This window comes from Nocardia abscessus, assembly GCF_015477775.1.
Lineage (GTDB): Bacteria > Actinomycetota > Actinomycetes > Mycobacteriales > Mycobacteriaceae > Nocardia > Nocardia abscessus_A.
In genome coordinates this window covers 154,089-178,271 of the sequence record NZ_JADLQO010000015.1, presented here as the reverse complement: position 1 = coordinate 178,271, position 24,183 = coordinate 154,089, and the positions used below count along the sequence as shown (strand labels likewise).

Sequence of the window (24,183 nt, the reverse complement as noted above, 5' to 3'; positions counted from 1 at the left end):
TCATGGCACGCTATCTGGCCCTGCGGGCGCTGCAGGCGGTCTGGGTGCTGTGGGCGGCGTTCACGCTGTCGTTCGTGGTGCTGTACCTGCTGCCCGCCGACCCGGTCTCGATCGCGGCCGACGGCGGCGGCTCCGGCACACCGGTGGACCAAGCCGCCATCGCCGAGTTGCAGGCACGCTACGGGCTGGATCGGCCGCTGTGGGAACAGTATTGGACCGCACTCGGCCATGCCGCCCGCGGCGATCTCGGGCATTCCATCGCGACCGGGCAGCCGGTCACCGACGCGATCGGTGACGCGCTGCCCGCCACGCTCGAGTTGACCGGCACGGCGCTGCTCTTCGCGGTCATCGGCGGCGTCACGCTGGCGTTCGCGGCGACCCAGACCCGTCGGCCGTGGCTGCGCAACGCCTTGGCCGCGCTGCCCTCGCTGGGCGTCTCGGTACCGACCTTCTGGACCGGACTGCTACTGCTGCAGGTGTTCTCGTTCCAGCTGCGGCTGGCGCCCGCGTTCGGCGGGCACGGGTTCGCGGGCACGGTGCTACCCGCCCTCACCCTGGCGCTGCCGATCGGCGCGGTCATCGCGCAGGTCCTCACGGCCGGGCTGGAGACGACCTGGCGTCAGCCGTTCGTCGACGTGGCCCTGGCCAAGGGCGGGTCGCGCTGGTGGGTGCGGCGCACGCACGTGCTGCGCCCGGCCAGTGTGCCCGCGTTCACCATCGCCGGGGTCCTGGTGGGCAACATGCTCGCCGGATCGGTGGTGGTGGAGACGGTCTTCGCCCGCCAAGGCGTGGGGCGGCTGACCCAGACCGCGGTGCTGGCGCAGGACATCCCGGTGGTGCAGGGCATCGTGCTGCTCACCTCGGTGGTGTTCGTCAGCGTGAATCTCGCTGTCGACCTGCTGTATCCGCTGCTCGACCCGCGTATCGCGGCCCGTTCGCGCGGCGCGAGCGGCGAGTCCGAGCAGACCGCCGCCGACGCCGCCGAGGAGGCGATCATCCGTGCCTGACGCTGCTCCCGTCGTCCGTACCGGTGCTCGGCGCGCCGCTTGCCCAGGAGGTGCGTACTCGTGGTCGACGTGACCGAAGAACAGCGCAGAGCGGTACTGCCCCGCCTGCGGCGACCGGCCGTGAGCTGGAAGGCGTTGCGCGACAACGCGGGACTCGTGGTCGCGGGCGCGGTCGCGCTGCTCGCCGTGGGATGGGCACTGGCGCCGTCGGTGTTCGCCGGCGGCGACCCGCTGACCGGCGTGCCCGCGCAGAAGTTCCAGTCCCCCAGTGCCGAACACTGGTTCGGCACCGACAACCTCGGACGCGACCTCTACACCCGGATGGTGCACGGAGCCGGTCTCTCGCTGACCGCCACCCTGGCCGCCGTCGGCATCGCGCTCGTCGCCGGGTCGCTGCTCGGACTGCTGTCCGGCGCGATCGGCGGCGTGGTCGACGCCGTCGTCATGCGGCTGGTCGACGTGCTGCTGTCGGTCCCCGCGCTGCTGCTGTCGCTGGCGCTGGTGACCGCGCTCGGCTTCGGCACCGGCAACGTGGCTGTCGCGGTGGGTGTTTCGCTGGTGGCCAACTTCGCGCGTGTGATGCGTTCGGAAGTGCTGCGGGTCCGCCAGGCGGTGTACGTGGAGGCGGCGCACGCCGCGGGCGTGCGCTGGTACACGGTGCTGGCCAGGCACGTGCTGCCCAACTCCTACCAGCCGGTGCTGGCCTTGGCCGCGGTCGAATTCGGCATGGCGGTGCTGGCCGTGTCGGCGCTGAGCTTTCTCGGCTACGGCGCGAAGCCGCCCACCCCGGAGTGGGGCACGCTGATCTCCGAGGGCCGCAACTACCTCGCGACCGCATGGTGGATGACCACGCTGCCCGGCTTCGTCATCATCGCCGTCGTGCTCGCCGCCCAGCGCCTCGGCCGCGCGATCGCGAAGGGGGAACACGCATGAGCGCCACGGCGTCGCCACTGCTGCACATCGAGGACCTGCGGGTTCGCTATCGGTCCGAGGCGGGCCCGGTCACCGCGCTGTCCGGCGTCTCGCTCACCGTCGCCCGCGGTGAGGTGGTGGCGCTGGTGGGCGAATCCGGCTCCGGCAAGTCCACCCTCGCCCAGGCCGTGATCGGGCTGTTCGGGGCGAACGCCGAGATCACCGGTGGAACCGTGACCTTCGACGGCGCGGTGGTCGACACCGGTGACGAACGCGCGCTGCGCCGGCTGCGCGGCGCCCGGATCGGCTTCGTCCCGCAGGACCCCGGTCTGTCGCTGAACCCCGTCCGCCGCGTCGGCGATCAAGTGGCCGAAGCACTGCTCGTGCACGGGCGCGCCGACCGCAAGGCGGCCCGGGCACGGGCGATCGACCTGCTGGCCGACGCGGGCTTGGATCGGCCGGAACTTCGGGCGACCCAGTATCCCCACGAGTTGTCCGGCGGTCAGCGCCAGCGGGTGCTGATCGCCGCGGCGCTGGCCTGCGCACCGGAACTGGTGATCGCCGATGAGCCGACCAGCGCGCTCGACGCGACCGTCGCGCGCCGGGTGCTGGACCGCCTCGCCGAGCAGATCGCGGCACGCGGCACCGCGGTGCTGTTGATCACCCACGATCTGGCCGTCGCCGCCGAACGCGCGGACCGGCTCGTCGTGCTCAGCGGTGGCGAGGTGGTGGAGAGCGGCCCGACCGCCGAGCTGCTGGCGGCGCCGCGCCACCCGTACACCAAGCGCCTGCTCGCGGCGTCGCCGAGCCTCGCTCCGGCCGGTGACTACCGCGCACCCAAGCCGCGCGCGGGCGAACCGCTGCTGGTCTTGCGCGAGATCCACAAGACCTTCCGCGCGCACGGCGGCGACACCGTGACCGCGGTGGCGGGCGTCGGCTTCGAACTCGGCCGTGGCGAGACGCTCTCGCTGGTCGGTGAATCGGGGTCGGGCAAGTCGACTACGGCGCGGATCGCGTTGCGGCTCACCGAACCCGACCGCGGTGAAGTCACCTTCGACGGGCAACCGCTGTCGAAGGCCCGCGGGTCGCGACTGCGCACGCTGCGGAAACGCTTCCAGGTGGTGTACCAGAACCCGTACGCCTCGCTGGACCCGCGCTGGCGGGTGGGTGCGATCATCGAGGAACCGTTGCGCGCGTTCGGGGTCGGGGATCGCGCCCGGCGGCGGGATCGGGTGGCGGAGCTGCTCGCCCAGGTCGCGCTGCCCTCCGAGTTCGCCCAGCGCAGACCCGCCGAACTGTCCGGCGGACAGCGCCAGCGGGTCGCCATCGCCCGGGCGCTCGCGCTGCATCCCGAGCTGCTGGTGCTCGACGAGCCCGTCTCCGCGCTGGACGCCTCGGTGCAGGCGCAGATCCTCGAGCTGCTGGACCGCCTGCAGGCCGAGCTGTCGCTGAGCTACCTGTTCATCTCGCACGATCTGGCGGTGGTGCGCCACATCAGCGACCACGTCGCGGTGCTGCGGCACGGCCGCATCGTCGAATCCGGCCGCACCGCCGAGATCTTCGACAACCCGCGCCACGAGTACACCCGCGAACTGCTGTCGGCCATCCCCGCACCCGCCGTCGCGAAAGGCGTGGCCTGATGCCGGATCCGACGTACCGCCACAGCCGGGTACTGAACCGGCGGGAGCGCTGGGCGCCGTGCCGCAGCCGCCCGGAGCCCGCCCTTCCCTCCTCCGCGACCAACCGTCCCCGCCTCCCGGAACCCACCACCGGCCACAAGCCCGACACATGGTGGCACCGACCGAAAAGGATCGCTCTGATGGTGTACTCCGCCTTCAACCCGAAACCGGCCGCCACCGACGCCGGAACGTCACCCGCGCCGGAGATTCCGGCCGATCTCGCCGCCCCGGACGCCGGTCCGGGGCGCTGGTGGCGCACCCGCCTGCGCGCCCCGCGTGCCGCCGACACCTCCGGCAGCGGCCGGGTGCACGCCGTCGCGCCCGTGCGCGCCGAGCGGGACCGCCGCGTCGTCCGGTCCTCGCGTGGCGTACCCGCCGCGCTGTGGCAGGAAGCGTTGTTCCTGGCGCCCGACGTCGCCGGAGCGGGGACGCATCCGGCGCTGCGGCGGCAGATCGACGCCGAGGGCACGGCCTGATGGCGCACCCCGGCTTCTTCCTCGCCCTCGAAGCGGCGGGCACCGGCGCGCATCCCGCCTCCTGGCGACGTGCCGACTCCCGCGCCGAGGACCTGTTCACCGGGCGGTACTGGGTCGAGCTGATCGTCGCGGCCGAACAGGCGGGCCTCGACGCGGTCTTCCTGCCCGGTGCCTTCGAGGTGCGGCCCGGCGGCCCCGGCGGCAGGCTCGACGCGGTCGCGATCGCCGCCCGTGTCGCCGCCGCCACCCACCGCATCGGCCTGATTCCGCAGGCGCCGGTCACTCACACCGAACCGTTCCACGTGGCGAAGGCGATCCAGAGCTTGGATTTCGCCACGCTCGGCCGAGCGGGCTGGGAGGTCACCGTCTCCGAAGGAGACGAGCAGGCGCGGGCATTCGGGCGCAAACCGGCACAGGACGCGGCGTCGCTGTGGCACGAGGCCGATGAGGCGATCGAGGTCGTCACCCGGCTGTGGGACAGCTGGGAGGACGACGCGGAGATCCGCGACGCGCCGACCGGCCGCTTCATCGACCGGGACAAACTGCACTACATCGACTTCACCGGTGACAACTTCGCGGTGAAGGGCCCCTCGATCACCCCGCGCTCGCCACAGGGGCAGCCGATCGTCGCGGTGCGCGCCGACAAATCCGCCGCGACCGAGATCGCGCTGCGCCGCGCCGACCTGATCCGGATCGGCGCGCCGGACCTCGACGCGGCGCGAGCGCGGCGCGCCGAGTTGCGTTCGGCGCTGGCCGACGTGGGGCGCGATCCCGAGAGCGTGCGCATCCTGCTGGATCTCGACGTCCATCTGGCCGACTCCGCGGATGCGGCGGTCACCGAACTGCGCACCCTGGACGGCTGGGCCGCCCCGATCGCCGCCGCGCCGACCGCGCTCCGCCACCTCGGCACCACCGAGACACTGCGCGAGTTGCTCGCGGCCGTGCACAGCGCCGAAGCCGCCGACGGTGTCGTCTTGCGGCCCCTCGCGCTCCCCGCGGTGGTGCGCCTGCTGCCCGCGCTCGACCGGAAACCGCAGTACAGCGGCACCTTACGCGATCGTCTGGGCTTGGCCCGCCCGGCGAGCCGCTACGCCGCCAGCACGGAAGGCACGCCGTCGTGACCGACAAGCCCCGCAAGCCCGTCCACCTCGCGGCCCACTTCCCCGGGGTGAACAACACCACCGTCTGGAGCGATCCCGAGTCGGGCAGCCAGATCGATTTCGCGTCGTTCGAGCATCTGGCGCGGACCGCCGAGCGCGGCCTGTTCGACTTCTTCTTCCTCGCCGAAGGGCTGCGGCTGCGCGAACATCGCGGCCGCATCCACGATCTGGACGTCGTGGGCAGGCCGGACACCTTCACCGTACTCAACGCGCTGGCCGGGGTGACCGAGAAGCTCGGGCTGGCGGGCACCATCAACAGCACCTACAACGAACCGTTCGAACTGGCCGAGCAATTCGCCTCGCTCGACCACCTCTCCGGTGGACGCGCCGCCTGGAACGTCGTGACCTCCTCCGACGCGTTCACCGGCGCGAATTTCCGGCGCGGCGGCTACCTCGAGCACGGTCAGCGCTACCACCGCGCGGCCGAGACCGTCGAGGTCGCGCGGGCGCTGTGGGACAGCTGGGCCGAGGACACCCTGGTCATCGACCGGGAGGCGGGCGTATTCGCCCGTGAGATACCCGAAACCCGCTATCGCGGAACGCAGTTCGACATCGCCGCCCGATTCGCGCTGCCGCCGAGTCCGCAGGGTCACCCGGTGCTGTTGCAGGCGGGCGACTCCGACGACGGCCGAGAATTCGGCGCGGCCACAGCCGACGCGATCTTCACCGGCCACGGAGCCCTGGAAGACGGGCAGCGCTTCTACGCCGACCTGAAGGGCCGCCTGGCCAGGTACGGCCGCACACCCGACGAGCTGAAGATCTTCCCCGCGGCCACGTTCGTCCTCGGCGACACCGACGCCGAGGCACAGGAACGCGCCCGGCACATCCGCCTGCAACAGGTCGGCCCGCAGACCGCGATCGCCTTCCTCGAGCAGGTCTGGGGCCGGGACCTCTCCGGTTACGACCCGGACGGTCCGCTGCCCGACATCGAGCCCACCGACAACGTCGAGATCACCCGCGGCCGCGTACGTCACGCCAAGGATCCCCGCGCGGTCGCCGCGGCCTGGCGGGCCAAGGCGGAGGCCGAAAAGCTCAGCATCCGGGAGCTGATCATCGAGGTCACCGCGCGCCAGCAGTTCGTCGGAACGCCCGCGTCGGTCGCCGAGCGGATCGACACCTACGTGCAGTCCGACGCCGCCGACGGCTTCATCCTCGTCCCGCACCTCACCCCGCACGGGCTGGACGAATTCGTCGACCGGGTCGTCCCGGAACTCCAGGAACGCGGCAGCTTCCGCACCGAGTACACCGGCACAACCCTGCGCGACCACCTCGGCCTGCGCCACCCGCACCGTCGCACCACCGCCCACGAAGGAGCCAAAGCGTCATGACCACCAGCATCACCAGCGTTTTCGAGACCGAATGGGCGCACTGGCACCATGCGCGCGAAGACCAGTTGCGCGACCCGCTCGGCTTTCTCGGCCTGACCGGGCTGCACTGGCTCACCGACAGCCCCGAGCGACTGCCGGACGTGCCCGGCACTTGGTGGGTCACCGACGACAAGGTGTTCATCACCGCACAACCGGCCGACCGGCTGCAATTCGACGGACTGGGCATCGCGGGCGTGCAGATCGTCATACCCGTCGAGGGCGCGCCCGGACTGCACGTGTTGCACGAGCGGCGGGTGCTCGAGGTGATCCGCCGCACCGGCCGCTACGCCGTGCGGGTGCACGACCCGGCCGCGCCCGCCCTGCTCACCTTCGACGGCATTCCGGCCTACCGGCCCGATCCGCGCTGGGTGGTTTCCGGGCGGTTCACGCCGTTCGACACACCGCAGACCGTGATCACCGGCGCCGTGGTCGAGGGCCTCGAGCACCACCACAGCGCGGCGGGCACCATCGAATTCCGCATCGGCGAGGTGACCGAACGCGTCGTCGCGTTCGGCGACCGGAACGACCTGCGGGTGCTGTTCAGCGACGCGACGAGCGGTGTGACGACCTACCCGGCGGCGCGTTCACTGACCGTCGGAACGCCGGGCCCGGACGGCACGGTGGTGCTGGACTTCAACCGGGCGGCGAATCTGCCGTGCGCCTTCACCGATTTCGCGACCTGCCCGGTCGCGCCCGCGCAGAACCGGCTGCGCGTGGCCATCGAGGCGGGCGAACAGGATCCACGGCAGGGACGTGCGGCATGACCGTCCCGCTATCGATACTGGACCTGTCCCCCATCAGCGCGGGCTCCACCGCGCAGCAGGCGCTGCGCAACACCGTCGATCTGGCCCGGCACGCCGAACAGTGGGGCTACCACCGGTACTGGCTGGCCGAGCACCACTTCGTCTCGGTGGCCAGCTCCTCCTCGATCACGCTGATCGGGTTGGTCGCGGCGGCCACCCAGCGCATCCGGGTGGGCTCGGCGGCGGTGCAGGTGGGGCATCACACCTCGGCCTCGATCGTGGAAGCGTTCGGCACCATCGACGCGCTGTACCCCGGGCGGCTCGACCTGGGCCTGGGCCGGTCGGGTCATCGGCGCAGTCAGTTCGGGGCGGAAACCGCGCGGCCCAAAGGCGGAAAGCCGGTGGTCGGCACGGTGCGCGGGCGCACCGAGATCCGTGACGGCGTGGTGGTTCCGCCGCCGTTCGACCCGGGCCGCATCCTGGACCGGTCGAAATTCGTCGCCTCGGTGGGCGCATTGCAGCAGCCCGGCGCGCAGCCGCTGGACTTCGCCGAGCAGGTCGACGAGGTGCGCGCCCTGCTGGAGGGCACCTTCGTCAGCCCGGAAGGCGTCGCGCTGCACGCGGTTCCGGGTGAGGGCGCGCAGGTGCGGCTGTGGCTGTTCGGCAGCACCGCGGGTGAGAGCGCGGAACTGGCCGGGCGGCTCGGGCTGCCGTTCGCCGCGGCCTATCACGTCTCGCCGGGCACCGCGCTGGACGCGATCGCGGCGTATCGCGCGGCGTTCCGCCCGTCCGCCGAGCTGGCCGAGCCGTACGTGGTGATCTCGGCCGACGTGGTGGTGGCCGAGAACGACGCGACCGCGCAGCGGCTGGCGGCGAGTTACGGCCACTGGGTCTACAGCATCCGCAGCGGCGCAGGCGCGGCCGACTATCTCGACCCCGCGACCGCGGCCCCGCTCACCGCCGAGCAGCGGCGCCTGGTCGACGATCGCCTGGCCACCCAGTTCGTGGGTTCGCCGGGCACCGTCGTGGAGCGGCTCGCCGCGCTGCAACGGGTCTCCGGCGCGGACGAACTGCTGGTGACCTCGATCACCCATCGGCACGCCGATCGCCTGGAATCGCACCGGCTGCTCGCCGAGGCATGGGGGCTGCGCGCGGCCCGCGCGGCCTGATCCGGAGCCGGTCGGCGTGCCCTCGGGCGCACCGACCGGCGAGCCGGTTCGCGACGCCGTCGACGCCGCTGCGGCGGACGTCGCCTCGGCCCGCGCACACCGGCCCCGTAGCAGTCGCAGTGCGCGGTCAGGCGCTGACCGGCGCGGCCGTGACGCCGTAACCGAGGTTGGTCAGCACCTCGCTGGTGGCCTTGGCGAAATTGAGCGTGATGAAGTGCAGGCAGGGCGCGCCCTCGTCGATCAGCCGCTGCGCGATCTCGGTGGCGATCTCGATGCCTGCCGTGCGCACCGCCGCGGCGTTCTCCTCGCGCCCGTCGCCCGCCGCCGCGCGCAGCCGCCGCATCACGGAGTCGGGCAGCGGCCTGCCGCACAGTTCCTCGGCCCGCTGCACCGTGCGCAGCGACGTGATCGGCATCAGCTCCGGAATGATCGGCTTGGCGCCCTCGATCGGGTCCAGCGCCACGAGCCGATCGCGCAGGCGCAGGTAGTGCTCGACGTCGAAGAACATCTGGGTGATCGAATACTCCGCTCCCGCACGCAGTTTCGCAGCGAGGAACGCGGTGTCGGTCGCCAGGTCCGGCGAGCGGTGGTGGCCCTGCGGGAACGAGGCGACGCCGACGTGGAAATCACCGAGGTCGCGCACGATGCGCACCAGCTCCTCGGCATAGGAGACGCCCTCGGGATGCCGGTGCCACTCGCCGAGCGGGTCGCCGGGCGGGTCGCCGCGCAGGACCAGGATGTTGCGGATGCCGCAGTCGGCGTACGCGCCGACCAGCGAGCGCAGCTCGGCGACGCTGTGGTCCACCGCGGTCAGGTGCGCGACGGGCAGCAGCGTGGTCTCCTGCGCGAGCTCTCCGGTCACGCGGACGGTGCGGTCGCGAGTGGAACCACCCGCGCCGTAGGTCATCGACACGAATGCGGGATGCATGCGCTCGAACTGCCGCACGGCCCGCCACAGCCGCGCCTCGGCGGCGGCGTCACGGGGCGGATTGAACTCCACGGAGAACGGCACCGCGCGCCCCGTGTGAGCCCGCAGACTCTGTACGACCGAAGGTGTTCCAGAGACGTTCGGGTGCGTCCGGGACGGCCGGCCAGGGGTCGAGCTTCCCCGCACGTTGTCGAAAGTCACCGGTTCAGTGTAGAGGTGGCCGGTGGCGGCCCCGTGGGGTCGCTCGGACACCCCGCGTATTCTTCGCATCGGGCGACCCGTTCGCCACGCCGGGCGACACGCGCGACCGTTTCCGTTCGGCCCCGAATCACCCGCAGCGCCCGGGCACCCTCCGCGACCCCGTGCGTCCACCATCCGCACGACCTTGGAGGCTCCTCTGTCCGCCGGAACCGGGACTCAGACGCCGCGCCCCGCCGTGCCCCAGCCGGGCACCCCCGCCTTCGTCACCGCCGTGGAAGACGCCCTGACCGGCTTCTTCGCCACCCGCCGACCGACGACCGAGCGCCTCGGCCCGGTCTTCGTCGAGGCCACGGACGCGCTCGAGCAGTTCGTCCTACGCGGGGGCAAACGCACCAGGCCCGCGTTCGCGTGGACCGGGTGGCTCGGCGCGGGCGGCGATCCGCACGCGCCCGAGGCCGCCGCGGTGCTCACCGCCTGTTCCGCGCTCGAGCTCGTCCAGGCCTGCGCGCTGATCCACGACGACATCATCGATTCCTCCCGCACCCGCCGCCGCTTCCCCACCGTGCACGTCGACTTCGAGCAGCGCCACCGCGACCGCGGGTGGGCGGGCGACCCGGCGCACTTCGGCGCCAGCGTGGCCATCCTGATCGGCGATCTGGCGCTGTCCTGGGCCGACGACATGGTGCACGCGTCCGGTCTGGCGCCTGCGGCCGTCGCCCGGTTCGCGCCGGTGTGGGCCGACATGCGCACCGAGGTGCTCGGCGGCCAGCTGCTCGACGTCAACGGCGAGGCGGGCGGCGACGAGTCGGTGGAGGCCGCGCTGCGGATCAACCGCTACAAGACCGCCGCCTACACCGTCGAACGCCCGCTGCATCTCGGCGCCGCCATCGCCGCCGCCGATCAAGGGCTGATCGGCGCGTACCGCACGTTCGGCACCGCCATCGGCATCGCCTTCCAGCTGCGCGACGACCTGCTCGGTGTGTTCGGCGACCCGGCGGTCACCGGCAAGCCCTCCGGTGACGACCTGCGGGAAGGCAAGCGCACCGTGCTGCTGGCCGAGGCGCTGCGCCGTGCCGACCAGACCGATCCGGCCGCGGCCGCGCTGCTGCGCGCGAGCATAGGCACCGACCTGAGCGGCGAGCAGGTGCAGCGGCTGCGCGCCCTGCTGGTCGAACTCGGGGCGGTCGACGAAGTGGAACGCCGGATCGCCGAACTCACCGACAGCGGATTGGCCGCCATCGAATCCAGCTCGGCGACGGCCGTGGCCAAGGAACGACTGCGCGCGATGGCCCTGGCCGCGACCAAGCGGGCGGCGTGAGAGCGATGGTTCGCGCCGCGACGACGAGAGGAACCGGATGAGAACCGTTGCGGGGCGGACCGATCGCGTTGTCGTCGTCGGCGCGGGACTGGCCGGACTCTCGGCCGCCCTGTATCTCACCGGCGCCGGTCACACGGTCACGGTGCTCGAGCGGGCCGACCACCCCGGCGGCCGGGTGGGGCGCTACCGAGGCCGCGACTACGCCATCGATTCCGGCGCCACCGTGCTCACCTTGCCCGAGCTGATCACCGACGCGCTCGCCGCCGTCGGCCGCACGCCGGAGACCTGCCTGCCCCCGCTGCGTATCCACCGGCTGGCGCCCGGCTATCACGCACGGTTCGCCGACGGCGCCGAGATCAGGGTGTTCGCCGATCCGGACGAGATGGCCGCGGAGGTCGAGCGGACCTGCGGCCCGGCCGAGGCACGCGGATACCGGCGTCTGCGCGCGTGGCTGGCACGGGTCTACGCGGCCGAGTTCACCGAGTTCATGGACACCAACTTCGATTCGCCGCTGGAGCTGGTGCGTGTCCCCGAAAAGCGCCGCGCGCTGGTCGAATTGGCGCGAATCGGCGGCTTCGGCAGGCTCGGACCACAGGTGCGCAAGTTCCTGCGGGATCCGCGCCTGGCGCGCCTGTTCACCTTCCAGGCGCTCTACGCGGGCATGCCGCCCGCTCGGGCGCTCGCGGTCTACGGCGCGATCCCGCACATGGACACTTCACTCGGCGTCTACTTCCCCGAGGGCGGCATGCGGGCGATCGCCGCGGCGCTGGCGCAAGCGTTCACCGAGGCGGGCGGCACGCTGGAACTGAACGCCGAAGTGGCGGGGATCGACTATGCGGGCAGGCGGGCCCGGCGCGCCCGGACCGCCGACGGTCGCTCGTTCGACTGCGACGCGCTCGTGCTCACCGCCGACCTCGGGTCGCTCGACCGCTTCGGCGTGCGGCCCCGGCGCGGGCTGCGCGCCTCGCCGTCCGCGGTCGTCGCGCACGGCACCGTCCCCGCCGCGGTCGCGGCGAGCTGGCCGGTGCAGGCGCATCACACCATCGAGTTCGGCCGGGCATGGGACCGGACGTTCGCGGAGATCACCGCCCGCCGCGGCCGCGGCAAGTTGATGAGCGACCCTTCCCTCCTGCTGACCCGGCCCGCCCTGACCGATGCCAACCTCTTCATCACCCGCGGCGGCGAACGACACGAACCGTTCTCGGTGCTCGCGCCCTGCCCGAATCTGTCGGCGGCGCCACTGGACTGGCCGCGGCTCGGACCCGCCTACCTGCGCGAGCTGCTCGCCGTGCTGGAAGCGCGCGGCTATCGGGGCATCGCGGAGCACTTCACCGTCGACCGGCTCGACACGCCGCAAACGTGGTTCGACCACGGCATGCTGGCCGGCACACCGTTCTCCGCGGCCCACCTTTTCCGGCAAACCGGTCCGTTTCGACCGAGCAATTTCCCGCGTTCGAGCGACAACGTGGTTATCGCCGGTTGCGGCACCACTCCTGGCGTGGGTGTGCCGACCGCACTGTTATCCGGAAAACTGGCGGCAAACCGCATAGCGGGCGAGTTCGGGCGTGCTTCGCGTGGAACCCCCCGCACCAGCCGGATAGTGTTCGAAGCGACGCCGTAAACTAAGCGCCGACCTATTCGCTCGCGGTTGCGACCGCCGACCACTCGGGGGGACCGACACCAGATGGCATCCCCCGAAACGCGCACCGCAGAGGCCGCCTCCACCGGTGTCACCGACCCCTCGTCGCCCGCCTCCGCACGCCGCGATTCGGCCACCCCCCGTGGCGTCCTGTGGTGGATGCGCGCCTCCGCCGATTTCGCCAGAAGCCCGGAGGGTCACGCTGCCCTGCTCGGTTTCTTCGGCGCGATCATGATCACGTTCGGCGGGTTCGGCGCGGGCAGCGTCCGCAAGCGGGACCCGCTGCTCGAGGCCATGCACCTGTCCTGGCTGCGCTTCGGGCACGGCTACGCGCTGTCCACGATCTGCATCTGGATCGGCGTGCTGCTCATGATCACCGCCTGGGTCCGGCTCGGGCGCGCCACGATCGGCACGGGCGACCGGACCGGCGCCGAGGTGACGCTCAACGAGTTGCGCGCCATCGTCGGCATCTGGATCGCGCCGCTGCTGTTCGCCGTGCCGATGTTCAGCCGCGACGCCTACTCCTACCTCGCCCAGGGGGCGCTGCTGCGCGACGGTTTCGACCCCTACCAGGTCGGGCCGGTCGCGAATCCCGGTGTGCTGCTGGACAACGTGAGCCCCGTGTGGACCACGACCACCGCGCCCTACGGCCCGGTCTTCCTGCTGCTCGGGCGTGCCATCACCGCCGTGACCGGCGACAACGTGGTGGCGGGCACCATCGCGATGCGGCTGGTCATGCTGCCCGGACTCGCGCTGATGATGTGGGCGGTGCCGTATCTGACCAAGCACCTCGGCGGCAAGCCCACCGTGGCGCTGTGGCTGGCGGTGCTCAACCCGCTGGTGCTGATCCACCTGATCGGCGGCGTGCACAACGAGATGCTGATGGTCGGCCTGATGTGCGCGGGCATCGCGCTGGTGCTGGAACGTCATCACGTGGCGGGCATCGTGGTCGTCGCGATCGGCGTGGCCATCAAAGCGACCGCGGGCGTGGCGCTGCCGTTCCTGGTGTGGATCTGGATGCTGCACGAACGCGAACGCCGCGCCGCACAGCGGGTCGGGCGCGATCCGGCGCACCTGCCTGCCAGTGAGCAACCCGGCGACGCGGCGGAGCCGACCGAGGACATGCCGCATCCGGCGCTGATGTTCGCCAAGATCGCGGGGCTGGGCCTGAGCGTGTTCGCCGTCGTGTTCGTCGCCGCCTCGGCCATCGCCGGGGTCGGCATCGGCTGGCTCACCGCGCTGTCCGGGTCGAAGAAGATCATCAACTGGCTGTCGCTGCCGACCGTGATGGCGCACGCGATCACCTGGGTGACCCCGCTGCGGCTGGAATCGGTGCTCGAGGTGACCCGCGCGATGTGCGCGCTGGCCCTGGTCGCGGTGCTGGCCTGGACCTGGTGGCGATTCCGGCACAGCGAGCGCGAGGCGGTGCTGGGCATCCTGATCGCGTTCGTCGCGATCGTCATCCTCTCGCCCGCCGCACTGCCCTGGTACTACTCGTGGCCGCTCGCGCTGGCCGCCGGGTTCGCGCTGTCCACCACGACGCTGATGGGCCTGGTCGGCGTGTGTACCTGGCTCATGCTGGTCTTCCAGCCGGACGGTTCGATCGGCCTGTACAACTTCTGGCACGTCGTCGCGGCCACCTTCGCCGCGGTGGTGGCGGCGCTGTCGCTGCGCACGGTGGACCCGCTGCGCCTGCGCGCCGCACCGCCGAGCAACCTCGCGGTCACCTCCGGCGACACCGCCGCTTCGCCCGCCACTCCATGACCGAAGGCCGTCTACCGGGTTCCGCCCTGCTCCCGCTCGCCTATCGCGAGTGCAGGCAGATCGCCGCCACCCACGGCCGGACCTACTTTCTGGCCACCCGGCTGCTGTCGGCCGAGCGCCGCCCAGCGGTGCACGCGCTCTACGCGTTCGCGCGAATGGTGGACGACGTCGTGGACCGCGCGGGCCGGGCTGCGGCGCACGAGGATCCGGCAGCGGAGCTGGATCGGATCGAGCGGGACCTGCGCGCCGCGCTCGGATCGGACCCCAGCGAGACGGGCACTTCGAGCAGTGCTCTGCTCCCTTCTGCCACGGATACGGAACACAGCAGGGCACGGGAAGCCGACCAGCGGCCGCGCACCCTCATCCTGGCCGCCGTCACCCACACCATCCATCGCTACGGCATTGCCGCACAGCACTTCTGGACGTTCCTGGATTCCATGCGCATGGACGCGCCGGGGGCGCCGGGCTTCCGGAACCGCTACGCGACCATGGCCGAGTTGCGCGAATACATGCGCGGCTCCGCGGCCGCGATCGGATTGCAACTGCTCCCCGTGCTCGGCACGGTCGTCCCGGTGGACGAGGCCGAGCCGTCCGCCGCCGCGCTGGGCGAGGCGTTTCAGCTGACCAACTTCCTGCGCGATGTCGCCGAGGACCTCGACCGCGACCGGATCTACCTGCCCGCCGATGCCCTCACCGCGTTCGGCGTCGACCACGACCTGCTGCGCGAGTGCCACCGCACCGGACGGACCGATCCGCGCGTGCGCCGTGCGCTCGCCCACCTCATCGCGGTCAACCGCGATCTCTACCGCCGTGCCGAACCCGGCATCGACCTGCTCGAACCACGAGTGCGCCCCGCCATCCGCACCGCCGCCACCCTCTACGCCGACATCCTGCGCCACATCGAACGCAGCGACTACGCCGTCTTCGACCACCGCGCCGTAGTCCCCCGCCACCACCGTCTCCGCGTAGCCGCCACCGAATTCACCGCCGCCACCCTCCGCAACCGCCTCCCCCGCCTCTCCGCGCCTTGAACCGGACCGCACCTATCGTCCGCCGCACTCCCGCAGCCCTCTGATACGACCGCCACCCGCGCCGGAGAAGCGAGCGGCGAACACCCGCCCGGCCCCTACATCAACGGCGAACTTTCACGCGACAGGCCCCACCGCACGCAACCACACTGGCTCAACCACCGGTTTCGAGCGAAGCGAGACCTAGCATTGCCCGTTCGCGGCCCGGCTCGCGTCCGAGTGGCCGCCGCGTACGCCACGAAGGAGCAAGCGGCGGCCACTCGGACGCGAGCCACAAGGGGGCCGCGAACACGCCGCGCCCGCGCGGCCAAAATCTCAGAACGGGTCCGCAGCCGCCCGGCGCAGGACTTCGCGGGCCAGGGGGCCGTGCAGGGCGTCGACGGGTTTGCCGGGGAGGCTCTCGTCTTCGGTGAAGATCCATTCCAGGATCTCCTCGTCGGTGTACTTCGCGTCGCGCATCACGGTGATCAGGCCGGGCAGGGGTTTCACGACCGCGCCGGTGTCGTCGAAGAAACGCTCCGGGACGCCCGCCACGCCGTCTCTGCGGACGGCGAGCAGTTGGTGGTCACGCAGCATCTGATGGACCCGGGTCACCACCAGCCCGAGGCGGTCGGCCACCTCCGGCAGCGGCACCAAGGTCACCGACTGCGGAAGGACGTCGTCACTGCAGGGAAATGCACTCACGCGGACAACCGTAGACGGTGCCGCGCCGCACGTCGTGAGACACCCGGGGTGGTGGGAGTCGATACCATCGTGGGGGCCGCACGGAGCGGCGAACTTTGTGAAAGCCGGAGGACTTCTCTTGATCGGCCAGATGCTGGAAGGGCGCTATCGGATCGATGCGCCGATCGCCCGCGGCGGAATGTCGATGGTCTTCCGCGGGGTCGACACCCGCCTGGACCGGCCGGTCGCCATCAAGGTGATGGATCCGAAGTTCGCCGGCGACCCGCAGTTTCTGACCCGGTTCGAGTTCGAGGCGCGCGCGGTCGCCAAGCTGAAGCATTCGTCGCTGGTCGCGGTGTACGACCAGGGCGTCGACGGCGACCACCCGTTCCTCATCATGGAGCTGGTCGAGGGCGGAACACTGCGCGAGCTGCTGCGCGAACGCGGTCCGATGCCGCCGCACGCGGTGCGCGCCGTCGCCGAGCCGGTGCTGGCGGCGATCGGCGTCGCGCACTCGGCGGGTCTGGTGCATCGCGACATCAAGCCGGAGAATGTGCTGATCTCCGACGCGGGCGAGGTCAAGATCGCCGATTTCGGGTTGGTGCGCGCGGTAGCCGCGGCGAACACCACGTCGGCGAGCGTCATCCTCGGCACCGCCGCTTACCTGTCGCCCGAGCAGGTCACCAGCGGCTCCGCCGACGCACGCAGCGACGTCTACTCCTTCGGCGTGCTGATCTTCGAATTGCTCACCGGCCGGGTTCCGTTCACCGGCGACACGTCGATCTCGGTGGCCTATCAGCGCATCGAGAACGACGTGCCGAGCCCGAGCGGATTCATCTCCGGGGTGCCGCCGGAGTTCGACGAACTGGTCGCCAAGGCCACCGCGCGCGAGCCTGCGCATCGATTCGCGGACGCGAACGAGATGGCCGCCGCGCTGCGCCAGATCGGCGTCGCGCTGCAACTGCCCTCCTATCGGGTGCCCGCGCCGCAGGAGTCCGCCGAGCATCTCAGCGCCGGCTACCGAGCCGTTCAGCCGGATCACGACGACCGGCCGGGGTTCGCCGGGGCGTCGGCCCACGAGCCTCAGGCAGCGCAGCCGGTGCAGCACACCAGAGTGGTCACCGCCCAGCGGCCCCGGCTCGATTACCCGCCGGACGCCTACGACCGTCCGCAACCGGTGCGCCAAGCCCATCCCGCGTCGCCGTACCCGCCCTATGCGGACGTCAACCGGTCCCGGCGCACGGTGTGGCTGTGGGTGGCCATCGTCGCGATTCTCACGTTGGTGGTCGGTATCGGCGGCTGGTGGCTGGGTGTGGGCCGGTACACGGCCGTGCCGCCGATCGCCGGGCTGGACACCGACAAAGCGGTCGCCACGCTGCAGAACGCCGGGTTCGAGACCGAGATCCGGCAGAAGGCCTCGGACACGATTCCGGTCGGCGGCGTGGTCGGCAGCGACCCGTCGGCCGGATCCAAGATCACCCAGGGCTCCACGGTCGCCGTCCTGGTTTCCAACGGCAAGCCCAAGGTGCCGGACGTCAAAGCGGGTGACCAAACCTCGAAGGTCAATCAGCTGATCCGGGACAACGGCTTGCAACCGGTCGACGCCGGGGAGGAGTCGAGTTCAGCGCCCAAGGGAACGGTGGCGCGGGTGGAGCCGAGGCCGGGCACCGTGTTGCCGCTCGGCGCGCAGGTGAAGGTGTACCGCAGCAAGGGGTCTCAGCCGGTGAAGATCCCCGACGTGCGCGGCAAACCGACCGCCGAGGCCACCAAGATCCTCACCGACGCCGGAATCGCGATTCGCGAGACCACGACTCGGTTCGACCGCGCCGTCGAAGCGGACAAGGCGATCGGCACCCAGCCTGCCGCGGGCGCCACCATCCAGTCCGGCGACGGCGTCGTCCTGCTGGTGTCCAACGCCCTGCAGATGCCCGATGTGCGCGGGTGGACCGTAGGCAACGCCCGCACCAAACTGGAAAGCCTCGGCTTGCAAGTCGAGGTGAAACAGTTGGCTAAATCGGACAGCTCGCTGGTGGTCTCACAGACCCCGGCCATCGGTGTCAACCTCGAAGCGGGCGACACGGTCACCATCGTGGCGCTGCCCTAGCAGGTTTCGTTGCGGCTCCGGGCGCGCAAACGCCCGGTCCGATTCTCAGCGCAGCATCTCGGCGACGAGGAACGCCAGCTCCAGCGACTGCTGAGTGTTCAGCCGGGGGTCGCAGGCGGTCTCGTAGCGGCCGGACAGATCCAGGTCGGAGATGTCCTGCGCGCCGCCGAGGCATTCGGTGACATCCTCGCCGGTGAGCTCGATGTGCATACCGCCAGGGTGGGTGCCCAGCGCGTGGTGCACCTCGAAGAAGCCCTGCACCTCGTCGACGATGCGGTCGAAGTGACGGGTCTTGAAGCCGGTGGACGCTTCGTGCGTGTTGCCGTGCATCGGGTCGCACTGCCAGATCACCTGATGACCGGTGGCCTGCACCTTCTCGATGATGGGCGGCAGCACGTCGCGCACCTTGCTGTGGCCCATGCGGGAGACGATGGTCAAACGGCCCGGCTCGTTGTTCGGATCCAGCCGCTCCACGTACTCCACGGCCTGCTCGGGCGTGGTGGACGGGCCGATCTTCAGGCCGATCGGATTGGCGACCAGTTCCGCGAACGCGATGTGCGCGCCGTCGAGCTGACGGGTGCGCTCGCCGATCCAGAGGAAGTGCGCGGACAGGTCGTAGAGCACCGGCTCGCCGATGGCGTTCTCGCTCAGCCGCAGCATGGCGCGCTCGTAGTCCAGCACCAGCGCCTCGTGGCTGGCGTAGATCCGGGCGGATTTCAGGCTCGGGTCGTTGACCCGGCACGCGGTCATGAACGCCAGGCCGCGGTCGATCTCCTCGGCCAGCGCCTCGTAGCGCGCGCCGGCGGGCGATTTGGCCACGAAGTCACGATTCCAGTCGTGCACCTTGTGCAGGTCGGCCATGCCCGCGCCGGTGAGCGCGCGCACCAGGTTCATCGCGGCGCTCGCGTTGGCGTAGGCCCGTACCAGGCGCGACGGGTCGTGCTCGCGCAGCGCCGCGTCGGCGGCCAGCGCGTTCACCATGTCGCCGCGGTACGACTTCAACCCGAGCGAGTCGACGTCCGAGGAGCGCGGTTTGGCGTACTGACCGGCGATCCGCGCGACTTTCACCACCGGCATACTCGCGCCGTAGGTGAGCACGACCGCCATCTGCAGCAGGGTGCGAATGTTGCCGCGAATGTGCGGCTCGGTGTTGTCGGCGAACGTCTCCGCGCAGTCGCCGCCCTGCATGAGGAACGCCTCACCACGGGCGACCTCGGCCAGCTGCTCGCGCAGCTCCTCCACTTCGGCGGGCACGCAGATCGGCGGCACGCTCTCCAGTACAGTGCGCATTTTGGCCGCCTGCTCCGGATCCCAGGACGGCTGCTGCAGCGCGGGTCGCGCCAGCGCGTCGTCCAGCCGCCTGCGCAGTTCTGCGGGCAGCGGCGGCAGTTCCGGCAGGCGATCGATGGGTACGTCGACGGTCCAGTTCACGTGTTTCAGAATACGGACCGCTACCCCTGCGGGGATAGCCGGTAGCAGTGCCGAAAGACCGCACCAAGGTGGCGGAAATCTCCACCGCATGGGCCCTTGCGCACCCGGCGCCGCCGTCACCATAGGGTTGCCAGGAACCCGTACCTGCCACAACGGCACCTGAAGCCGAGGAGAGACCGATCTCGCTGCGATATTTCTACGACTGCGAATTCATCGAGGACGGTGTGACCATCGATCTGGTCTCCATCGGCGTCGTCTGCGAGGACGGCAGGGAGTACTACGCGGTGTCCACCGAATTCGATGCCGAGCGGGCGGGCCCGTGGGTCCGTAAGTTCGTCCTTCCGCAATTGCCTTCGCCGTCCTCGCCGCTGTGGCGCAGCCGCGACCGGATCCGCGACGAGCTGTACGCGTTCCTGGTGCCGCGGCCGACCGTGCAACCGGAGCTATGGGCCTGGGTTTCCGCCTACGACCACGTCGCGTTGTGTCAGCTGTGGGGCTCCATGGTCGATCTGCCGAACGCGCTGCCGCGCTACACCAACGAGTTGCGTCAGCACTGGGAGGCACACGGCCGTCCCGAGCTGCCTCCGATCCCGCCGGACGCGCACGACGCGCTGGCCGATGCCCGGCACAACCTCGCCAAGTTCGACGCCATCGAAGCCGCTCGCCGCGCCGCACCGCGTCTGTGACGAGCGCGCCGTGACGCGCGACGGCCCCGAGTCGGATTCGACTCGGGGCCGTCGTGTGGCTGGGGTCAGTGGCCGTGCTTGCCGTTGGCCGCCTCTTGCGCCTGCTGCAGCACCTTCAACTGCCGGTGCTCTTCCTCGTGCTCGATCTCGAAGTGCCGATCGCTCTCTTCCTGCGGGTCGGGCCGCAGGAAGCTGCCGGTGCCGGGCTTGCCGGCCGAACCGAGCTGGTTCATCTTCTTCGGGACCGGGGCGCCCTGGTATTCCAGCGGAATCGGGTGCCCGTGGTCGTCGACCGGGCCGAGCGGCTGGTGCACCTCGATGTACTCGCCGTGCGGCAGACGCTTGATCACACCGGTCTCGATGCCGTGCTCGAGCACCGCGCGGTCGCTGCGCTGCAAACCGAGGCAGAACCGGTAGGCGATGTAGTAGGCCGCCGGCGGGGCGACGAGCAGGCCGATGCGGCCGATCCACGTGGTCGCGTTCAGCGAGATGTCGAACTTCAGCGCGATGATGTCGTTGACGCACGACAGCGTCAGCACCACGTAGAACGCGATCGCCATCGAACCGATCGCGGTCCGGACCGGGACGTCACGCGGACGCTGCAACAGATTGTGGTGCGCGCTGGTGTCACCGGTGAGCCGCTTCTCGATCCACGGGTAGGCGATCAGCACGGCGAACACCAGACCCATGATCAGCGCCACCCAGAACACCGCGGGCACGGTGTAGCGGCCCAGGTACAGCTCCCACGGCGGCATCAAACGGGCCAAGCCGTCGGTCCACATCATGTAGAAGTCCGGCTGCGAACCCGCCGACACCTGCGACGGGTTGTACGGGCCCAGGTTCCAGATCGGGTTGATCTGGAACACGCCGCCCATGATGCCCACGATGCCGAGGGTGAAGGCGAAGAACGCGCCCTGGTCGGCGGCGAACACCGGCACGATCCGCGCGCCCACCACGTTGTTCTCCGTGCGGCCAGGGCCGGGGAACTGGGTGTGCTTCTGGTACCACACCAGGGCCACGTGCGCGGCGATCAGCGCCAGGATGATGCCCGGGAACAACAGCACATGCGCGATGTACAAGCGCGGGATGATGATGTCGCCGGGGAAGTCACCGCCGAAGATCAGCCAGTGCATCCAGGTGCCGACGATCGGGATGCTCATCGTGATACCGCCGAACGCGGCCCGCAGGCCGGTGCCCGAGAGCAGATCGTCGGGCAGCGAGTAGCCGAAGAAGCCCTCGAACATGGCCAGGATCAGCAGCAGCGAACCGATCACCCAGTTCGCCTCACGCGGCTTGCGGAACGCGCCGGTGAAGAAGATCCGGAACAGGTGGATGATGATCGACGCGGCGAACAGCAGAGCCGCCCAGTGGTGCACCTGCCGCACGAACAGACCACCGCGCACCTCGAAGGTGATGTTCAGCGCCGTCTCGTACGCCCGCGACATCGTCACACCGCGCAACGGCTGATACGCGCCGTCATAGACGACGTGGCTCATCGACGGGTCGAAGAACAGCGTCAGGTAGACGCCCGACAGCAGCAGGATGATGAAGCTGTAGAGCGCGATCTCGCCGAGCAGGAACGACCAGTGGGTCGGGAAGACCTTGTTGATCGACCGCTTCATGAACGCGGCGGCGCGATACCGCTCGTCCGCCTCGTTGGCTTGGGCTGCGACAGAAGGACTCATGAACGGCGCTCCCAGTAGGCCGGGCCGAGCGGCTCGATGAAGTCGCCGTTGGCGACCAGGAAGCCCTCAGCGTTGACGGTGATCGGCAGCTGCGGCAGCGCGCGAGCGGCGGGACCGAAGACCGGCTTGCCCCACTCGGTCGCGGAGAACTGCGACTGGTGGCAAGGGCACAGGATCCGGTTGGTCTGCTGCTCGAACAGCGAGGTCGGGCAGCCGAGGTGGGTGCAGATCTTCGAGTAGGCGAAGTAGTCGCCGAAGTTGAAGCTCTCCTGGCCCTTGCGCTTGATCGCCTTCTGCGCGTCTTCGGTGCGCAGGCGGATCAGCATGACGGCGTTGCGGATGCCGCGCAGGGAATCCAGCGTCGCGTGCTCGTCGCCGCGCCACTTCTCCTTCCACGGGAACACCGTCTCCATGGCGCCCGCGTCGAGATCCTCCGGACGCACCAGCACCACGTCATCCGGGCGACCGGTGTCGCGGCGGATGTAGATGGTCTCGCCCGGGAAGTCCGGGGTCCAGCCGGAGACCCACAGCGGCGACTTGTCGCCCTTGGCCCACGGGTTCTTGATCATGCCGCCGACGAACACCAGCAGCGCGCCGATGCCGAGCACGCCGACGCCCGCGCCCGCGGTGCGCGTGATCATCTTGCGGCGGCCGAGGGTGGAAGTGTCCAGCGCGTCCTGCAGCTCGGCCACCAGGGTGCGGCGCTCGACCTCGGGCGACGGACCGTCGTGGCGCTGCTGGATGGACAGCTCGGCGGGGATGAACAGCTTGCGGATCAGCACCACCGCGACGCCGATGACCAGCACCGAGATGCCGAAGGTCAGGCCGACCAGCGGGGTGAACAGCGAGTAGGCCGCGTGGCCCTCGTCTTCCTTGCTCTTGAACTCCCACGGCCAGAACAGGAACACGCCGACCAGCGCCGCGGCCGCGATGCCGGACACCGCGAACCAGAAGGTCACGGCGCGCTCGGCACGCTTCTCCGCCCGGGTGCCCGGGATCGGGAAGCGTTCGCGGCGGTAGGCGACGTCTACGCCGTCGCGCTCGGTACCGAGCTTGACCAGTTCGTCGCGCGACATCTTGTCGAGATCGGCCTCGGTCGGCTCCGCCGCGGGGGCGTTCACCGGCTGCTCCTTCGACTGGTGCGCGTCGTGGCCCTCATCCGGGCGACCCATGTCGTCTCGCTCCTTATCCCTATCGCTCATGACCTGTGTCCTTTCGGCATGACCGGGGCGCCCTCCGTGGTCACGCGAGCTACCGACTCCGGGCGCTGACCGGTCACGACCGGGATCCGATCCACATCGCCGCGCCGACCACTAGCGTGATGCCGACCACCCAGATGGCCAGGGCCTCGGTCGCGGGACCGAATCCACCGAGATCCCAGCCGCCCGGGCTGTGCTCCTCGGAGGAGTTCTTGACGTAGGCGACGATGTCGCGCTTTTCCTCCGGGCTCAGCTGGCGGTCGGAGAACTTCGGCATGTTCTGCGGGCCGGTGAGCATCGCGGCGTAGATCTGCTGCTCGCTGGCGGGCGCCAGCGGCGGTGCGAATTTACCGGAGGACAGCGCGCCGCCGCGTCCGGTGAAGTTGTGGCAGGACGCGCAGTTCATCCGGAACAGCTCCGACCCGCGGGCGATGTCCGCACCGCGCAGCGATTCCTGGGCGACCTCGCCGTCGGCGTCGCGGAGCACGGTCGGACCGCCGCCGTTGGCCGCCACGTAGGCGCTCAGCGCGTCGGTCTGGTGAGCGTCGAACTTCGGCGGCTTGCGCTGCGCCTGGGCCTCGTTGCGCGCCATCGGCATGCGGCCGGAGGACACCTGGAAGTAGACGGCGGCCTCGCCGACGCCGATCAGGCTGGGACCGCGGTCGGCCACACCTTGCAGGTTCGCGCCGTGGCAGGTGATGCAGGACGTGTCGTAGAGCTGCTGGCCCTCGCGGATGAGCGCGGACTGGTCCTGGTGCGCGGTCGCGCGCTGCGGGTCCGGCGTCAGGGCCGATGCCAGGAAGCCTGCTCCGACGAGGCCCACCAGCAGCGCAAGTCCGCCCGCGATGCGACGGCGAACGCGGCGCTGCCTGCGCGTCCTGCTGGCCTGGCCGTTCCCGGGGCTGGCGGGCTCTGGCGCTGACGGGGGAGATGAACTCATCTGTGTCCCTTTGGAGTAGACGGAACCGACTTGTGCGAAAGATCTTGGGTCTCGCCGCGCCCGCTCGGCGGCGCGACGTCCACG

20 protein-coding genes are annotated in these 24,183 nt (G+C 70.6%); 14 read left to right on the top strand and 6 right to left on the bottom strand.

The features are described from left to right. The first annotated feature begins 2 nt into the window (after positions 1–2). The 8 genes from IU450_RS30760 (at position 3) to IU450_RS30725 (ending at position 8,513) form a co-directional block, all read left to right on the top strand. Positions 3–1,007, top strand: coding sequence for an ABC transporter permease (locus IU450_RS30760; RefSeq protein ID WP_195153226.1), 1,005 nt, complete (start codon positions 3–5; stop codon positions 1,005–1,007). A 96-nt stretch (positions 1,008–1,103) separates the two neighbouring features. Beyond that, entirely contained in the window at positions 1,104–1,940 is an 837-nt protein-coding gene (locus tag IU450_RS30755; RefSeq protein WP_228835373.1) for an ABC transporter permease, read from the top strand. Beyond that, on the top strand, positions 1,937–3,559 hold the full coding sequence (locus tag IU450_RS30750; RefSeq protein WP_195153224.1) for a dipeptide ABC transporter ATP-binding protein: 1,623 nt from the start codon (positions 1,937–1,939) through the stop codon (positions 3,557–3,559). Before IU450_RS30755 ends, IU450_RS30750 begins: the two co-directional genes overlap by 4 nt. Positions 3,560–3,738: 179 nt before the next feature. Further along, positions 3,739–4,074 (top strand): hypothetical protein, encoded by a 336-nt coding sequence (locus tag IU450_RS30745; protein WP_195153223.1) that lies wholly within the window; start codon positions 3,739–3,741, stop codon positions 4,072–4,074. Then, positions 4,074–5,195, top strand: a complete 1,122-nt coding sequence (locus IU450_RS30740) for an LLM class flavin-dependent oxidoreductase (RefSeq protein WP_195153222.1) — start codon at positions 4,074–4,076, stop codon at positions 5,193–5,195. Before IU450_RS30745 ends, IU450_RS30740 begins: the two co-directional genes overlap by 1 nt. Beyond that, entirely contained in the window at positions 5,192–6,562 is a 1,371-nt protein-coding gene (locus tag IU450_RS30735) for an NtaA/DmoA family FMN-dependent monooxygenase (protein WP_195153221.1), read from the top strand. Before IU450_RS30740 ends, IU450_RS30735 begins: the two co-directional genes overlap by 4 nt. Further along, positions 6,559–7,365 (top strand): DUF1684 domain-containing protein, encoded by an 807-nt coding sequence (locus tag IU450_RS30730; protein WP_195153220.1) that lies wholly within the window; start codon positions 6,559–6,561, stop codon positions 7,363–7,365. The genes IU450_RS30735 and IU450_RS30730 overlap by 4 nt, the downstream gene beginning before the upstream one ends. Further along, positions 7,362–8,513 carry an LLM class flavin-dependent oxidoreductase gene (locus IU450_RS30725; RefSeq protein ID WP_195153219.1) on the top strand — a complete coding sequence of 384 codons (1,152 nt, stop codon included), beginning with the start codon at positions 7,362–7,364 and terminating at the stop codon, positions 8,511–8,513. The genes IU450_RS30730 and IU450_RS30725 overlap by 4 nt, the downstream gene beginning before the upstream one ends. Positions 8,514–8,640: 127 nt before the next feature. Here the strand turns inward: IU450_RS30725 and IU450_RS30720 are convergent, their stop codons facing one another. After that, entirely contained in the window at positions 8,641–9,642 is a 1,002-nt protein-coding gene (locus tag IU450_RS30720; protein ID WP_195153218.1) for a methylenetetrahydrofolate reductase, read from the bottom strand. Between the two features lie 184 nt (positions 9,643–9,826). On the opposite strand from IU450_RS30720, the gene IU450_RS30715 reads away from it, so the two are divergent. From IU450_RS30715 to IU450_RS30700, 4 genes are all read left to right on the top strand, one after another. Further along, a complete protein-coding gene (locus tag IU450_RS30715) occupies positions 9,827–10,960 on the top strand; it encodes a polyprenyl synthetase family protein (RefSeq protein WP_195153217.1) in 1,134 nt (377 codons plus the stop codon). 37 nt (positions 10,961–10,997) lie between these two features. Then, a complete protein-coding gene (gene crtI / locus IU450_RS30710; RefSeq protein WP_195153216.1) occupies positions 10,998–12,581 on the top strand; it encodes a phytoene desaturase family protein in 1,584 nt (527 codons plus the stop codon). 63 nt (positions 12,582–12,644) lie between these two features. Next, a complete protein-coding gene (locus tag IU450_RS30705) occupies positions 12,645–14,363 on the top strand; it encodes an alpha-(1->6)-mannopyranosyltransferase A (protein ID WP_195153215.1) in 1,719 nt (572 codons plus the stop codon). Then, positions 14,360–15,394 (top strand): phytoene/squalene synthase family protein, encoded by a 1,035-nt coding sequence (locus IU450_RS30700; RefSeq protein ID WP_195153214.1) that lies wholly within the window; start codon positions 14,360–14,362, stop codon positions 15,392–15,394. Before IU450_RS30705 ends, IU450_RS30700 begins: the two co-directional genes overlap by 4 nt. A gap of 312 nt (positions 15,395–15,706) precedes the next feature. On the opposite strand, the gene IU450_RS30695 is transcribed toward IU450_RS30700, so the two are convergent. Next, positions 15,707–16,075 carry an Rv2175c family DNA-binding protein gene (locus tag IU450_RS30695; RefSeq protein WP_195153213.1) on the bottom strand — a complete coding sequence of 123 codons (369 nt, stop codon included), beginning with the start codon at positions 16,073–16,075 and terminating at the stop codon, positions 15,707–15,709. 118 nt (positions 16,076–16,193) lie between these two features. On the opposite strand from IU450_RS30695, the gene pknB reads away from it, so the two are divergent. Next, positions 16,194–18,158 carry a Stk1 family PASTA domain-containing Ser/Thr kinase gene (pknB, locus tag IU450_RS30690; RefSeq protein ID WP_228835338.1) on the top strand — a complete coding sequence of 655 codons (1,965 nt, stop codon included), beginning with the start codon at positions 16,194–16,196 and terminating at the stop codon, positions 18,156–18,158. Between the two features lie 45 nt (positions 18,159–18,203). Here the strand turns inward: pknB and IU450_RS30685 are convergent, their stop codons facing one another. Continuing rightward, positions 18,204–19,589, bottom strand: coding sequence for a class II 3-deoxy-7-phosphoheptulonate synthase (locus IU450_RS30685; protein ID WP_195153212.1), 1,386 nt, complete (start codon positions 19,587–19,589; stop codon positions 18,204–18,206). Positions 19,590–19,774: 185 nt separating this feature from the next. On the opposite strand from IU450_RS30685, the gene IU450_RS30680 reads away from it, so the two are divergent. Then, complete coding sequence (locus tag IU450_RS30680; RefSeq protein WP_043722688.1) at positions 19,775–20,275, top strand: polyadenylate-specific 3'-exoribonuclease AS; 501 nt, start codon at positions 19,775–19,777, stop codon at positions 20,273–20,275. Between the two features lie 65 nt (positions 20,276–20,340). On the opposite strand, the gene IU450_RS30675 is transcribed toward IU450_RS30680, so the two are convergent. From IU450_RS30675 to IU450_RS30665, 3 genes are all read right to left on the bottom strand, one after another. Next, positions 20,341–21,960 carry a cytochrome b gene (locus IU450_RS30675; RefSeq protein WP_195153211.1) on the bottom strand — a complete coding sequence of 540 codons (1,620 nt, stop codon included), beginning with the start codon at positions 21,958–21,960 and terminating at the stop codon, positions 20,341–20,343. Next, the gene (locus IU450_RS30670) at positions 21,957–23,132 is read right to left on the bottom strand and encodes a ubiquinol-cytochrome c reductase iron-sulfur subunit (RefSeq protein ID WP_416382922.1); all 1,176 of its coding nucleotides are present in this window, start codon (positions 23,130–23,132) and stop codon (positions 21,957–21,959) included. The genes IU450_RS30675 and IU450_RS30670 overlap by 4 nt, the downstream gene beginning before the upstream one ends. Positions 23,133–23,235: 103 nt before the next feature. Further along, positions 23,236–24,099 carry a c-type cytochrome gene (locus tag IU450_RS30665; RefSeq protein ID WP_181723481.1) on the bottom strand — a complete coding sequence of 288 codons (864 nt, stop codon included), beginning with the start codon at positions 24,097–24,099 and terminating at the stop codon, positions 23,236–23,238. Between the last annotated feature and the right edge of the window lie 84 nt (positions 24,100–24,183).